The sequence below is a fragment of the Flavobacterium litorale genome (genome assembly GCF_019613795.1).
GTDB lineage: Bacteria > Bacteroidota > Bacteroidia > Flavobacteriales > Flavobacteriaceae > Flavobacterium > Flavobacterium litorale.
Window position 1 is genome coordinate 2,127,613 of sequence record NZ_CP080429.1, and the last position, 14,344, is coordinate 2,141,956.

A 14,344-nucleotide genomic window follows, 5' to 3' on the forward strand; every position below is an offset into this window, starting at 1 on the left:
AAAATCCTTTTTGTTCGATTTTTTATAATATTCAATCGAATAAGACGGGATATTATTTAGAATTTAAAATTATAAGTTACACTAGGTACTATTCCAAAAATAGAAGTTTTTACAGACTCATTTGCCCCTGTATTCTCATTTTGTCTAAATGTCATAGAAGCAGCATTTTGTCGGTTGTATAAATTGTATATACTAAATACCCATTCTCCTTGCCACCCTGTTTTCTTTTCAGGTTTAGGAATATATGTTGCAGAAATATCTAGATGGTGATAAGCTGGAAGTTGATCTCCATTTCTATCTCCGTAAATAGGGATGTTTACATCCCCATATGTATATTGCCCTTTAGGATATGTAGTGGCTCGCCCTGACTGCAACGAAAATATAGTACCAAACGACCATTTATTGTTTAATTCATAAGAAGCTGTAACCGAGAGGTCGTGTGTTTTATCATATCCTGTTCTATACCAGTTTCCATTGTTTATACCTACTTCTTCAGCAGTGCGCCCTGGTGTTTTTTGTTCTGAACGCGATAATGTATAAGCAATAAATCCTGTTAGCTTACCTTCATTTTTACGTAACAATAGTTCAAGCCCGTAAGCCCTAGCTTTACCATTAAGTACTACCTGCTCTATAGCTTCATTAGCAATTAAGTCTGCTCCGTCAATATAATCTATTCTATTTTTAGATTTTTTATAAAACGTTTCTACTTCAAAGGTATATTTATCATCATTAAAATTTCTGAAATAGCCTAACGCCACTTGGTCAAGTATTTGAGGCTCTATAAATAAACCACTAGGAGTCCAGATATCAAGAGGAGTAGGAGATGAGGTGTTTGATAATAAATTAAGGTATTGAACCATTCGGTTATAACTTGCTTTTATTGACTGGTTGTTGTTTAACTCATAAGCAAATGTTGCACGTGGTTCTAAATTATTAAAATCGGCAATAGTTTGTCCGCCACTATATCTTTTAGTACCTATTGGGTCTGCTTTTTCGTATATTTTTAAATCGGAGTTATAATTAACAGCCTGATTATTTTCGTATAAGTTCATGGTTTGAGCACCTAGTCTATAAAACATACTATAACGAATACCATAGCTCATTGTTATTTTATCGTTCAGCCTGTGCTCTGCATCAATATATATAGCAGGCTCAAAGGCATATTTCTTTTCTAATTGTCTTTCGTTTATAGAAGACAGGCCACCTGTAGGTGTTATCTTTCCAGGATTAAAGTCATAATAAATAGCATTAATACCATATTTCAGTTTAAAATTGTTAGATATGTAATGCTTTAGGTCGTACTTAAAATTATAATTTTTAATTCCAGAATCCCATTTAAAATCTAAAATATCAAGTTCGAGTCCGTAATAATAATCACTATATATAGTAGAGAGGTTAGAGAATAATTTATCACTAAATAAATGATTCCAACGTAAGTTAACTATCGTGTTACCGTATGTGTTAGAAAATAAATCATCAATTTCAAAAAGGTCTCTACCAAAATACCCTGATAGGTATAAGTTATTATTTTCATTAAGTTTATAACTTAACTTAGTGTTAAGGTCATAAAAATAGGCTGAATTTTCTTGATTTGCGAGTTTTAAAAATAGATGGGCATACGAGGCTCTTCCAGCAATAAGAAATGACCCTCTATCTTTAGAAATAGGACCTTCTGCCATAACTCTGCTGGATATTAGACCTATACCGCCATTCATGTGAAACTCTTTACTATTCCCTTCTTTTTGATATATTTCTAGAACAGAAGATACTCTTCCCCCAAAACGTGCTGGGATACCACCTTTATAAAGTTTGATGTTTTTAATAGCATCAGAATTAAATACAGAGAAAAAGCCAAATAGGTGGGACGAGTTAAAAATAGTAGCTTCGTCCAATAGTATTAAATTTTGGTCGGCACCACCACCACGTACATTAAAGCCCGATGCTCCTTCGCCTGCATTGGTAACACCGGGTAGCTGTAATAACGATTTTATTACGTCGACCTCTCCCAGTACTACAGGCATTTTTTTAATTTCTTCTACCGATAATCGGTTAACACTCATCTCAGGCTTCCTGATGTTTGCCCTTTTACGATTATCGCTAATTACAACTTCTTCTAGCTCTTTAGTATCTAGGCTCAGTTGAAAATTCTGCCTAACATCTTTGTCCAGAACTACATTTTCGCGAATCGTACCAAAACTAACATAGCTAATTTCTACGGTATAGCTCCCTTCTGGTAACGATATGGAGTAAAATCCATACTCGTTAGTAGCAATAACTTTTTCCAGCTCTAAAATATAAACATTTGCACCAATAAGGGTTTCGTTACTTTTAGAATCTGAAATGGTACCGCTTAACGTAAACTCTTCCTGTGCAAATGCTACAGAAAAAATTAACATACAGAGTACACTTAAGCACTCTTTTTTAAATAATTCCATAATAGTTTTAATGTTTGTTTTTTGATTAAGATTTGATGATTACTGATTGTTTTATAAAGTTACTATGTTGTTAACGATGTAGTTTGTAATTTATTATTTAACAATATTAAACTTATGTTTTTATTATTTTGATAAATGGCAATTAATGGTGCAAAAGTATTTATTATTACTTTTGAAAAGTGCTATAATAGCGGGTATTTGTACCAATTATTTAATTTAGATGGACGAACTGTATAATAATCTGGATAGACTGTAAATAGTTTCTACCAACTATAATTGTAATGCATACTGTTAACGTAGCAAAAGTAGAATAATTGGAAAAAATGAAAATTAAACTAGTTTAATTTTCACACTTAATTTTTAAGTTATTTCGTATAATACTTAAACGCTGTGGCGAAATACCTAAGTATGACGCAACGTATTTTAATGGTATTTTATTTATTGCTTCGGGTTGCCTGCTATGGAGTACGTTATAAATATGCTCGGCAGTACACGCCTTAAACTCAAGGTGCCTTTTTACCAGTATTTCCGTATAATGTACCAGTAAATTTAATAAAAAAGTATTTATTTCAGGGTATTTATCTGCTAGCTCATCAAACGTACTTCGGTACACTTTAATAACCTCACTTTTAGTAATGGCCTCTATTGTTTCGGTACTATGTTGTTTTTTTATAAAGGCATAAGGTGCCGTATCAATATCTCCCGGAAATGAGAATCCAACAATAATTTCTTGGTCGTTAACATAACGGTATGCCCTAAACGTTCCCGAAACTACTATAAAGAAAAAATCGCATAATTGTCCTTCCTTAACTATTGTCTCTCCAGCATTTATAGTTACCTCGTTCCCCGAACCTTTTAGTAGCTCAATTATTTTTACCGTTGCACTATCTTCGGTACAATTAAATTGATTGTTCGGATTAATATACATGGGTTATTGGATACTAGCAGTCTTGAGTTGATTCATATTTGAAATCGCAAAAAAGCAGTCAATACTATTGACTGCTTTTTTAAACGAGATAAATAATAAATTATTTTATAAGTTGTGCAAGTACTGTATTTAATGTAGCACTTGGTCGCATAGCATTATCTGTTTTATTAAAATCAGGATGGTAATAACCCCCAATATCTTGTGGTTTACCTTGCGAGCCTATAAGCTCTTCGTTTATTTTAGCTTCGTTATCAGCAAGGTCTTGCGCCACTTTTTCAAATGCAGCTTTAAGTGATGCATCTTTAGTTTGTTGTGCCAATGCTTCTGCCCAATACATAGCAAGGTAAAAATGAGAACCTCTATTGTCTATTTTTCCTATTTTACGTGCTGGCGATTTATCATTTTCTAAGAATTTTGATGTAGCATCATCTAGCGCTTCCGATAGTATTACAGCTTTTTCGTTACCAAATACTTGTGCTAAATGCTCTAACGATACTCCTAGTGCTAAGAATTCTCCAAGCGAATCCCAACGCAGGTAGCCTTCCTCTACAAATTGCTGTACGTGTTTAGGGGCAGAACCTCCTGCACCTGTTTCAAACAATCCGCCACCATTCATTAAGGGTACTATAGATAGCATTTTTGCCGATGTTCCTACCTCTAGTATTGGGAATAAATCGGTAAGGTAATCTCTTAGTACATTACCTGTTACTGATATTGTGTCTTCTCCCTTAATAATACGCTCTAATGTGAAGTTGGTAGCATCTACAGGGTTCATAATACGAATATCCAAACCTGTAGTATCGTGGTCTTTTAAATAGGTGTTTACTTTTTTAATAAGTTGTGCATCATGCCCTCTGTTTTCGTCTAACCAGAAAATAGCAGGAGTAGCCGATAGTCGTGCTCTGGTAACAGCTAGTTTAACCCAGTCGCGTATAGGAGCATCTTTAGTTTGGCACATTCTAAAAATATCACTTTCTTCAACATTTTGCTCCATTAATACTGTGCCATTTTTAGCAATAACGCGTACTGTACCCTTTGTGGTAAGTTGGAACGTTTTATCGTGCGACCCATATTCTTCAGCTTTTTGTGCCATTAATCCCACATTAGGTACGCTACCCATTGTAGCAGGATTAAATGCACCATGCTTTTTACAAAAATCTATTGTTGCACTGTATACACCCGCATAACTTCTGTCTGGGATAATAGCTTTCGTATCTTGTTGGTTGCCTTCGGCATTCCACATTTGCCCCGATGTACGTATCATGGCAGGCATAGATGCATCAATAATAACATCCGAAGGTACGTGTAGGTTGGTAATACCATTATCGGAGTTTACCATTGCCAAATCAGGACCATTACTATAAGTTGCATCAATAGCTGCTTTAACCTCTGCTTCCTGTGGTGTACCTGCTATTTTAGCATACACATCACCAAGACCATTACGGGTATCTACACCTAATTCATCAAATAAGGTATTGTATTTTTCAAAAACATCTTTAAAGAAAACTTCTACAAACGCCCCAAAAATAAGAGGGTCAGAAATTTTCATCATGGTAGCTTTAAGGTGTACCGAAAATAATACGCCTTGCTGTTTTGCTTCTTCTACCTGTTCTGCTATAAAGCTTTTTAAAGTTTTCATGTTCATTACAGAACTGTCTATAACTTCGCCAGCCAAAAGTGGTGTACTCGCTTTTAGTAGTGTTACATTGCCGTCTTTATCTGTAAACTCAATTTTTACATCATCAGCCTCATTTACAACTACTGATTTTTCGCTACCATAAAAATCACCACCATTCATGCTGGCAACGTGTGTTTTAGAATCCGACGACCAAGCACCCATTCTATGTGGGTGTGCTTTAGCGTATCTTTTAACTGCTTTAGGAGCTCTTCTGTCAGAGTTACCTTCACGCAATACAGGGTTCACTGCCGAACCTAATACTTTGGCATAACGTGCTTTTGTGGCTTTTTCTTTGTCATTTTCAGGCTCTTCTGGGTAATCAGGTATTGCGTATCCTTGTGCTTGTAACTCTTTAATAGCTTCTTTTAACTGCGGTACAGATGCCGAGATATTTGGTAATTTAATAATATTTGCTTCTGGTGTCTTAGCAAGTTCACCCAATTCACTTAACGCATCGCTTATTTTCTGATCGTCAGTAAGATTATCAGGAAAATTAGCGAGTATTCTTCCTGCTAACGAAATATCTCTTGTTTCTACTGTTACACCTGCTGGTGCTGTAAAAGATTTTACGATTGGGAGAAAAGAGTGTGTTGCCAACATTGGGGCTTCATCAGTTATCGTATAAATGATTTTTGATGCTTTTGACATTGTTCAGTTTTTTAAATTTCCTGTTTAAAAAAAACAGGCAGATTATTAAATGAATTATATTGTAGTTGTTGTAACTTAGTTGGACTTAGGGTACATTTTTATTAGTAATAAACTAAACGCATTATAATAAGAATTTACTGCCAGTAAGGGTGGCAAATATAACAAAATATTAAGATATTTTACAGTGCGAATATGGTAAAAAATGGGTGTGGTTATTTGAGTATTAGTAATATTTTATCTATTTAATAACAATACCATAATACAAAAAAATCCCCCTGCATTGCAGAGGGATTTTTGTATAGCATTGTGAATGAAAAATTATCTTCTTCTTTCTTTAATTTTTGCTTTTTTACCTGTAAGGTTTCTAAAGTAGAAGATACGTGCTCTACGTACTTTACCTTTTTGGTTCACTTCAATTTTTTGTAAAGCTGGCATATTCATAGGAAAAATACGCTCTACACCTACAGAACCTGACATTTTACGGATGGTAAAAGTCTCTGTACTACCAGTACCTCTTTTTTGGATAACTACTCCTTTAAAAAACTGTGTTCTGGTTTTTTCACCCTCTTTAATTTCGTAGTACACAGTAATTGTGTCTCCCGAATTGAACTCAGGGAAATCTTTTTTTGTTACAAATTCGTCTTCTACAAATTTTACTAAATCAGACATGATTTCTAATTATTTAAGTTTGAATCAGAATAACATTCACGAGTTTCGCCAGAGGTTAATCCGAAGTGGGTGCAAATATAAAGAAAAATTTGAAGCTATAAATTAGTAACAATCAATTTTTTAATTAATTTTTTCAACTGTTTTGGGCTTTCGCTAAAAATATATTGTATTGTTTTTGAGTACGTTAGTGTTAATTAATATTTCGCTAAACTCGTGTACAGCTTATAAATTGGTAGTACAAGTGTTTATATTAGTATTAAAACTACTTTTGTATTGGTGCAATTTAGCCTAATCTTCCAGTAAATCAGGGCGCCTGTTTTTAGTATGTTCCAAAGCTTTATCCTCACGCCATTGGTCTATTTTACCAAAGTTACCACTTAGTAGTACATCGGGCACTTTCCAACCTTTATATTCCGATGGTCGGGTATAAATAGGAGGAGAGAGTAAGTTATCCTGAAAACTATCGGTAAGTGCCGATGTTTCGTTGCTTAATACACCAGGTATTAAGCGTATAATGGCATCAGATAGTACGGCTGCTGCTAATTCGCCACCAGATAACACAAAATCGCCAATAGATATTTCGCGTGTTATAAAATGGTCGCGTACACGTTGGTCTACCCCTTTATAATGCCCACAAAGTATAATAATGTTTTTTAGTAGTGACATTTGGTTGGCTATACCCTGATTGAGTGTTTCGCCGTCGGGAGTCATGTAAATTACCTCGTCGTACTCACGCTCACTTTTAAGTTTGGATATGCAAGCATCAATAGGCTCAACCATCATTACCATACCAGCACCACCGCCAAATTGGTAGTCGTCTACATTTTTATGCTTGTTGGTGCTGTAATCTCTAAGGTTATGTAGGTGAACTTCTACTAAGCCCTTATCAATAGCTCGCTTCAGTATCGAAGCCTCAAAGGGGCTTCGTAAAAGCTCAGGTAAAACGGTAATTATATCAATGCGCATCAGTTAATTTTTCAATTTGCTAGTGTGCAAATGTAACAATTCTGTTACTACATCAAGAAATTGATTAATTTAAACCCCAAATTGTTTTAAGTGATGGTCTAGGTGTTTCCATTGTAATACATCCCATTCTTTCATTGTCATATTGCCAAAAAATGGATGTTTCGTGTTTTTTATAGCATCGTGCCCTTCTGTAGCAAAAATACTAACCAGTTCAATCAATTCTTTTTTAGTGTTTTCAAAATCAGGTTCGTTTTCTATTTTAAACTGCTTTACAGTAGGTAAATCGCGTGCAAAAGGTTTTGGATCCATGAGTTTTTTCTTTATCATTTTCCCAAAAAGAAAACTCATTAGGGTGGGTTTTAATAGGAGTGTACCACGTGCCACTTTTATAGGTTGTTGGCAGTGCTCCATCATTTGGCTAACCGTCATTTTCCCCCATTGTGATAGGGTAATAGGAGTTAGTTTCTCAATGCGTGCTATTAAATTTTTATTTCCCTCAGGGTCAAAAACGCTTTCCATGCTATTTAAAAATTGATTTTCCCAAATATAAGTAAATTATTCGTAGGTTTTTTCTGCACGTAGTGCATATACCATGGGTATTTTATTGCCCATTTTTTTAATTCGGAACTTTCCTGTTTCAAACTCCTCCATACCCTCCAAACAGTCATAAGGGCTATAATCATATTCCTTAAACTCTTTTAATTGTAACCCTTTTTTAAGCAGGTTACTAAGTACATCAGCAATGCTATGATTCCACGAAATAATATCAGTACTAATATCGGCATCATTATCGGTGTACGAGCCTGCAATGGTTTCAAAAATAGTTTGTTTGTTAAAGTAGCTGTACGCAATATCCGTAAAGGCATCATCAAACATCCATACTACGGGATGAAAATCGGCAAAAATAAACTGTCCTTTGGGTTTTAAATACCTACTAACAATACTTGCCCATTTTTCCATATCAGGTAACCAGCCTATAGTGCCGTAGCTTGTAAAAACAATATCAAATTCCTCATCAAGATGTTCGGGCAAACTATATACATCACAACAAATAAAACGCCCCGCAATGTTTAATGTTTCCGATAATTCTTGCGCTTTCTCAATAGCCTTGTCCGATAAATCTACTCCCGTAACTATAGCACCCATTCGTGCTAACGATAAGGTATCTTGCCCAAAGTGGCATTGTAAGTGTAGTATTTTTTTACCCTTAACATCGCCTAGCAATTCAAGCTCAATACTATTTAAGCTCGATTTTCCTTTTAGGAAAGAGGGCATATCGTAAAAATCAGAGTTAATATGAACGGCTGTTTTACTGTTCCAAGCTGCCTTGTTAACCAATAGGTAATTGTTTTCGTTTTCCATACTATTATAAGTTAGTAACTCCAAATTTACATTTTTGTTATGATGTGCTAAAGGTATAAGTAGGAATATTATTTGTAAATTTGCGTTTTTAAAATTATAAAAATACGATAATGGAAAACGGAATTTACGCAAAGTTCAATACCACAAAAGGTGCTATAATAGTAAAGCTTACACACGATAAAACACCAGGTACGGTAGGAAATTTTGTAGGGCTTGCCGAAGGCAATCTTGAAAATAACGAAAAGCCACAAGGAACTCCCTATTACGATGGTTTAAAATTTCACCGTGTTATACCTGATTTTATGATACAGGGTGGTTGCCCACAGGGCAGCGGTACTGGCGGACCTGGTTACAACTTTGACGATGAATTCCATCCAGAATTAAAACATGATAAGCCAGGAGTACTCTCTATGGCAAATGCAGGACCAGGCACTAACGGGTCACAGTTTTTTATTACGCACGTAGAAACGTCTTGGTTGGATGGTAAACATACTGTTTTTGGTCATGTGGTAGAAGGGCAGGATGTTGTAGATAGTATTGCGCAAGGCGATGCTATAGAAACGCTTGAGATTGTTAGAGAAGGAGAAGAAGCTAAAAACTGGAATGCTATTGAGGCTTTTAGAACATTTGAGGGCTCGCGCGAAAAGCGTTTGGCAGAGGAGAAAGCGAGAGCTGAAGCTGAAATGGAAAAATTAGCCGCTGGTTTTAATAAAACCGATAGCGGATTGCGTTACCAAATAATCCAGCAGGGTACAGGTGCAAAAGCCGAAAAAGGTAAAAAAGTATCGGTACACTATAAGGGTGCTTTGGACGATGGGCAGGTTTTTGACTCGTCGTACCAAAGAAAAAAACCTATTGAATTTCAATTGGGTGTTGGGCAGGTAATACCTGGATGGGACGAAGGTGTGTCATTACTAAAAGTGGGCGATAAAGCTCGTTTTGTAATTCCTTCGCACCTAGCCTATGGTGCTAACGGTGCTGGTGGGGTTATACCACCAAATGCTACACTTGTTTTTGATGTAGAGTTAATGGACGTTAAATAAACCTCTAAACGAACAATATTATTTAAAAGCCGCCACTCGGCGGCTTTTTTTATTGGAATACTTTTTGAAAGTAACTGTTTAGAATCTTATTTTTACCAATAATATTATTAAACCATGCGATATTTTACTTTATTTTTTATACTCTTTGTTTTCTCTGCCAATGCACAAGTAATGCATTGCGGTTACGATTTTACATCGTATGTTGTTTTGGATGTACATGAGGCTGGGAAAACAGAAAATATTAAAAACTTAAAAATAACAATAGTAGACAGTAAAGGTATTGATGTTATTAATGTAAATAACGTGTATAGTTTTAAAAATGGGAATAGCCCCCTACAGTTTACATCGAACTATAAAATAGGAGATGATAATAAAAGATTGGCCGAGGGCGAAAAAGCAATAAAGGAACGTTGGTTTTTTCCGTTTGCGAAAGATAACTACCTGCTTTCGGTAGCCAATACGTTTCCTGCGGATAGGTTTAGCATAAAAGTTGAAGATATTGATGGCGATGAAAACGGTGGTGCATTTAAAACGGTTATAGTACCTTTATACAATTACAATATGTACGTTTTATGCTCTAACGATAGCCAGCAAGCTGCTGTAAAATTTGGACGTAAAATGAATAGACCTATTGATATAGTGCTTGAAAAAGAATAGTTCTTAGTATCTGGCTAAAGTTTTTATTGGTGTATTTTAAAATTCAATAATTATTACATTTTTATGCTTACTTGGGAAGAGTTTACAAAAACGGAAATGCGCGTAGGAACTATTATTGCAGTTAATGATTTTCCTGAGGCAAGAAAACCCGCTTACCAACTTATCATAGATTTTGGAGATGATATTGGTATCCGAAAATCATCAGCACAAATAACCAAACGTTATACTAAAGATGCGCTTTTAAACAGGCAAATTGTAGCCGTTGTAAATTTTCCTAAAAAGCAGATAGGTAAATTTATGAGTGAGTGCCTTGTTTTAGGCGCAGTGGGAGCAGAAGGTGATGTTGTATTGTTGGCTCCAGATAGTAGTGTGACTAACGGATTACGAATTGCATAGGTATAAAAAAACTGCCCTAAGGCAGTTTTTTATTTATATATCTTCAAAATTTACGTCAGTAAAATTCTCCGTTGTAACAGTTTCCTCATCTTTATCTGTAAAGAGTTTTCTAAAATCTTTTTGATGTCTTTCAGATATCACCTCTTCACCTTTTTGGTCAAGTACATAAGTAGTCATTTCCTCAAGAATCTCTCTAAACGCCGTAAAATCTTCCTTATAAAGGTATATTTTGTGCTTTTTAAAGTGAAAAGATCCATCTTCTTCAGTAAACTTTTTACTTTCTGTAATTGTAATGTAGTAATCATTGGCTTTGGTAGCCCTTACATCAAAAAAGTAAGTTCTTCTTCCTGCTCTCAGCACTTTAGAAAAGATTTCTTCCTTTTCCAACATATCATTATCTCTCATAATCCTTGGTTTGGTTTATATGATTTACGTAGCAATCAAAAATCTAAAAAAAATCTAAATAATGCAACAAACTTATTAAATTTCTTTTTCAGATAGTTGTTTTAAATACAACTCTTTATAGTACCCATCTGTATTTACCAACTCATTATGAGTGCCTTGTTGCATTACTTTGCCGTCCTCCAGTATAATTATCTTATCGGCATTTTTTGCAGACGATACCCTGTGGCTTACTATAATGGTTGTTTTGTTCTTACAAAACTCCAATAGGTTGTTTAGTATTGCTTCTTCCGTTTCGGTATCTACTGCCGAGAGTGAGTCGTCTAGTAACAATATTGGTGCATCTTTAATCATGGCGCGTGCTATAGATACCCTTTGTTTTTGCCCGCCCGATAGTGTTATACCGCGTTCGCCCAAAACGGTTTCGTATTGTTTATTAAAAGCTGCAATATTATCGTGTACTACTGCTTTTTTAGCTACAGCAACAATTTCTTCATAAGTGGCATCTTCGTCACCAAATTTAATGTTATTCCCAATACTATCAGAAAATAAAAAGGCATCTTGTGGTACAAAGCCTATACTATTGCGTAAGTCGTTAAGGTTAAGTTGCTTTACATTAGTGCCATCAACAGTTATTTCGCCTTTTTCTACATCGTAAAGCCTACTAATTAGTGATAATACAGTTGATTTACCTGAGCCTGTTTTACCCAATATTGCTAAGGTTTCGCCTTTATTTACAGTAAACGAAATATTAGTAAGTGCTGTAATATTGGTATCCTCATAGGTAAACGAAACATTTTTAAAAGCAATAGCTCCGTTAACGGGTGTAGGCGCTGTTTGTGTATTTTTAATATCGGGTTCCGTATGCAGGAACTCATTAATCCTTTTTTGTGATGCCTCTGCCTCCTGCACCATAGAGGATATCCAACCCAACGATGCTACTGGCCATGTAAGCATATTAATGTAAAGTATAAACTGTGCAATAATACCTATATTGGGTATACTGCCATTTATGTACATAACACCACCAACGTATATTACAACCAAGTTGCTTAATCCTATTAATAATATCATTAAAGGTCCAAACTGAGCATTCATTTTTACAAGGCTCATGTTTTTCTTTTTACTATCGCGGGATAGCTTTGTAAAATCTTCCTGTTTTTGCCCCTCCAGCCCATAGGCTTTTATAACCCGTATTCCCGAAAACATTTCTTGCGTAAATGTAGAGAGTCGCGATAAGTTTTGCTGGTATAATGTACTACGCCTATTAATTTCCTTACTTATTTTAAAAATACTGTACGATAGTATTGGAAGGGGAAGTAGGGTATATAAAGTTAGTTTAGGCGATATTAAATACATTTGTGTTATTACTACAGTAAAACGTATTATAGTATTCATGGTATACATTACCGCAGGGCCCACATACATGCGCACTTTATTTACATCCTCACTAATTCGGTTCATCAAGTCGCCCGTACGGTTACGTTTATAAAAACTTTGCGATAGGTTTTCGTAGTGCCTAAAAATCTCATTTTTAAGGTCAAACTCCACGTGGCGCGACATTACTATTAATGTTTGGCGCATTAAAAAAGTTAATATGCCTGCAATAAGTGTCGTTGCAATTATAAGTAATATGTTATTAAGCAGTTCGCTTTTTATTGCTTCGGCAGAGATGGTATTTTGGGTACTAAATTCTTCTATTGACTTTATTGAATCTCCAATAAGACTAGGTGTAAATAGTGCAAATATTTGCGCTACTATAGTTATACCTATCCCTACGAGAAAGCGAAATTTATATTTTACAAAATATTTGTTTAAATACTGAAGTTCTTTCATTATTATGTTAATAAATGAATATGTTATTGTGTTTTAATGTTAAACAGCTCAACATTTTTATGCTTTTAGCCATTGAGCAAACAACTCCTAAAATTGACGAATACACAAAAAAAGGCGTTTATATTGTAACATTTTAATTATATGTGTATTTTTGTACCCTATTTTTGAATAAATTTCAATTTAAAATTATTTATCATGATTGCAGAAGTTGTAAAAGCTAACGATCTTATAAAATCTGACCCTGTTTTTGGACAGCCTTCTTTTAATGACCACGAGCAAATCGTTTTTTGTCATGACAAAGATACTGGTTTAAAAGCAATAATCGGTATTCATAATACCGTTTTAGGACCTGCTCTTGGAGGTACCAGAATGTGGAGCTACGCTAACGAATGGGAAGCTTTAAATGATGTTTTAAGGCTATCGAGGGGAATGACCTATAAATCTGCAATTTCAGGATTAAATTTAGGCGGTGGTAAAGCCGTTATCATTGGCGATTCAAAAAAGGATAAAACACCAGCCATGATGGCTAAATTTGGCGAGTTTATCCACTCGTTAAGTGGTAAATATATTACTGCTGAGGATGTAGGTACTACTACACCCGATATGGATATTATTCGTGATATTACTCCTCACGTTACAGGAATTTCAGAATCTAAAGGAGGTTCAGGTAACCCATCGCCAGTAACAGCCTACGGTGTTTACATGGGAATGAAAGCTGCTGCAATGCACCGTTTTGGTACCGATAAACTAGATGGTAAAAAAGTACTAGTGCAGGGTACAGGGCATGTTGGCGAAACATTAATAAGCTACCTTGCTAAAGAGGGCGCACATATAGAAATTACCGATATTAACGAAGCTAAAATGCAAGAAGTAGCCGCTAAATATGGTGCACATATTTATACAGGTAAAGATATTTACAGTGCCGATGTAGATATTTATGCTCCGTGTGCATTGGGTGCTACTGTTAATGATGATACCATACAAAGGCTAAAAGCTAAAGTAATAGCAGGTGCTGCTAACAACCAGTTGGCTAACGATGAAGTACATGGTAAAATATTACAGGAAAAAGGTATATCATACGCGCCAGACTTCCTTATAAACGCAGGAGGTATAATTAATGTATATGCTGAGATTGTAGGTTACGACAAAGCAGAGTCGATGCGCAGAACAGAAAATATTTATAACACTACATTAGAGATATTTACGCACGCTGAAGCTAATGGTATAACAACCCAAAAAGCAGCTATGACATTAGCACAGCAAAGAATTGACGACAGAAAAAAAGAAAGCGCTAAATAAGTAGCGATAAAAAGATATTATTTTT

At 35.2% G+C, this 14,344-nt stretch carries 13 protein-coding genes; 4 read left to right on the forward strand and 9 right to left on the reverse strand.

Annotation, left to right across the window (positions count from 1 at the left end):
* Positions 1-56: 56 nt before the first annotated feature.
* From K1I41_RS09625 to K1I41_RS09655, 7 genes are all read right to left on the reverse strand, one after another.
* A complete protein-coding gene (locus K1I41_RS09625; RefSeq protein ID WP_255566913.1) occupies positions 57-2,396 on the reverse strand; it encodes a TonB-dependent receptor in 2,340 nt (779 codons plus the stop codon).
* Positions 2,397-2,775: 379 nt separating this feature from the next.
* Positions 2,776-3,363, reverse strand: a complete 588-nt coding sequence (locus K1I41_RS09630; protein ID WP_220640143.1) for a Crp/Fnr family transcriptional regulator — start codon at positions 3,361-3,363, stop codon at positions 2,776-2,778.
* Positions 3,364-3,463: 100 nt separating this feature from the next.
* Positions 3,464-5,689: an NADP-dependent isocitrate dehydrogenase gene (locus K1I41_RS09635; protein WP_220640144.1), complete on the reverse strand. Its 2,226-nt coding sequence runs from the start codon at positions 5,687-5,689 to the stop codon at positions 3,464-3,466.
* Positions 5,690-6,007: 318 nt separating this feature from the next.
* Positions 6,008-6,358, reverse strand: a complete 351-nt coding sequence (gene rplS, locus K1I41_RS09640) for a 50S ribosomal protein L19 (protein ID WP_220640145.1) — start codon at positions 6,356-6,358, stop codon at positions 6,008-6,010.
* A 288-nt stretch (positions 6,359-6,646) separates the two neighbouring features.
* Entirely contained in the window at positions 6,647-7,324 is a 678-nt protein-coding gene (gene trmD, locus K1I41_RS09645) for a tRNA (guanosine(37)-N1)-methyltransferase TrmD (RefSeq protein WP_220640146.1), read from the reverse strand.
* Positions 7,325-7,393: 69 nt separating this feature from the next.
* Positions 7,394-7,843, reverse strand: coding sequence for a DUF1569 domain-containing protein (locus K1I41_RS09650; protein WP_220640147.1), 450 nt, complete (start codon positions 7,841-7,843; stop codon positions 7,394-7,396).
* Positions 7,844-7,879: 36 nt separating this feature from the next.
* The gene (locus tag K1I41_RS09655) at positions 7,880-8,686 is read right to left on the reverse strand and encodes a class I SAM-dependent methyltransferase (RefSeq protein ID WP_220640148.1); all 807 of its coding nucleotides are present in this window, start codon (positions 8,684-8,686) and stop codon (positions 7,880-7,882) included.
* Between the two features lie 110 nt (positions 8,687-8,796).
* Here K1I41_RS09655 and K1I41_RS09660 point away from each other — a divergent pair, with 110 nt between their 5' ends.
* The 3 genes from K1I41_RS09660 (at position 8,797) to K1I41_RS09670 (ending at position 10,782) form a co-directional block, all read left to right on the forward strand.
* Complete coding sequence (locus tag K1I41_RS09660) at positions 8,797-9,729, forward strand: peptidylprolyl isomerase (protein ID WP_220640149.1); 933 nt, start codon at positions 8,797-8,799, stop codon at positions 9,727-9,729.
* A gap of 114 nt (positions 9,730-9,843) precedes the next feature.
* Positions 9,844-10,386, forward strand: coding sequence for a hypothetical protein (locus K1I41_RS09665; protein ID WP_220640150.1), 543 nt, complete (start codon positions 9,844-9,846; stop codon positions 10,384-10,386).
* A 63-nt stretch (positions 10,387-10,449) separates the two neighbouring features.
* Positions 10,450-10,782 carry a tRNA-binding protein gene (locus K1I41_RS09670; protein WP_220640151.1) on the forward strand — a complete coding sequence of 111 codons (333 nt, stop codon included), beginning with the start codon at positions 10,450-10,452 and terminating at the stop codon, positions 10,780-10,782.
* 33 nt (positions 10,783-10,815) lie between these two features.
* On the opposite strand, the gene K1I41_RS09675 is transcribed toward K1I41_RS09670, so the two are convergent.
* Together K1I41_RS09675 and K1I41_RS09680 are read right to left on the reverse strand one after the other, a co-directional pair.
* Complete coding sequence (locus K1I41_RS09675; RefSeq protein ID WP_220640152.1) at positions 10,816-11,187, reverse strand: PUR family DNA/RNA-binding protein; 372 nt, start codon at positions 11,185-11,187, stop codon at positions 10,816-10,818.
* Positions 11,188-11,262: 75 nt separating this feature from the next.
* The gene (locus K1I41_RS09680; RefSeq protein WP_220640153.1) at positions 11,263-13,020 is read right to left on the reverse strand and encodes an ABC transporter ATP-binding protein; all 1,758 of its coding nucleotides are present in this window, start codon (positions 13,018-13,020) and stop codon (positions 11,263-11,265) included.
* 195 nt (positions 13,021-13,215) lie between these two features.
* Here K1I41_RS09680 and K1I41_RS09685 point away from each other — a divergent pair, with 195 nt between their 5' ends.
* Positions 13,216-14,319 carry a Glu/Leu/Phe/Val dehydrogenase dimerization domain-containing protein gene (locus K1I41_RS09685; protein ID WP_220640154.1) on the forward strand — a complete coding sequence of 368 codons (1,104 nt, stop codon included), beginning with the start codon at positions 13,216-13,218 and terminating at the stop codon, positions 14,317-14,319.
* Positions 14,320-14,344: the final 25 nt, after the last annotated feature.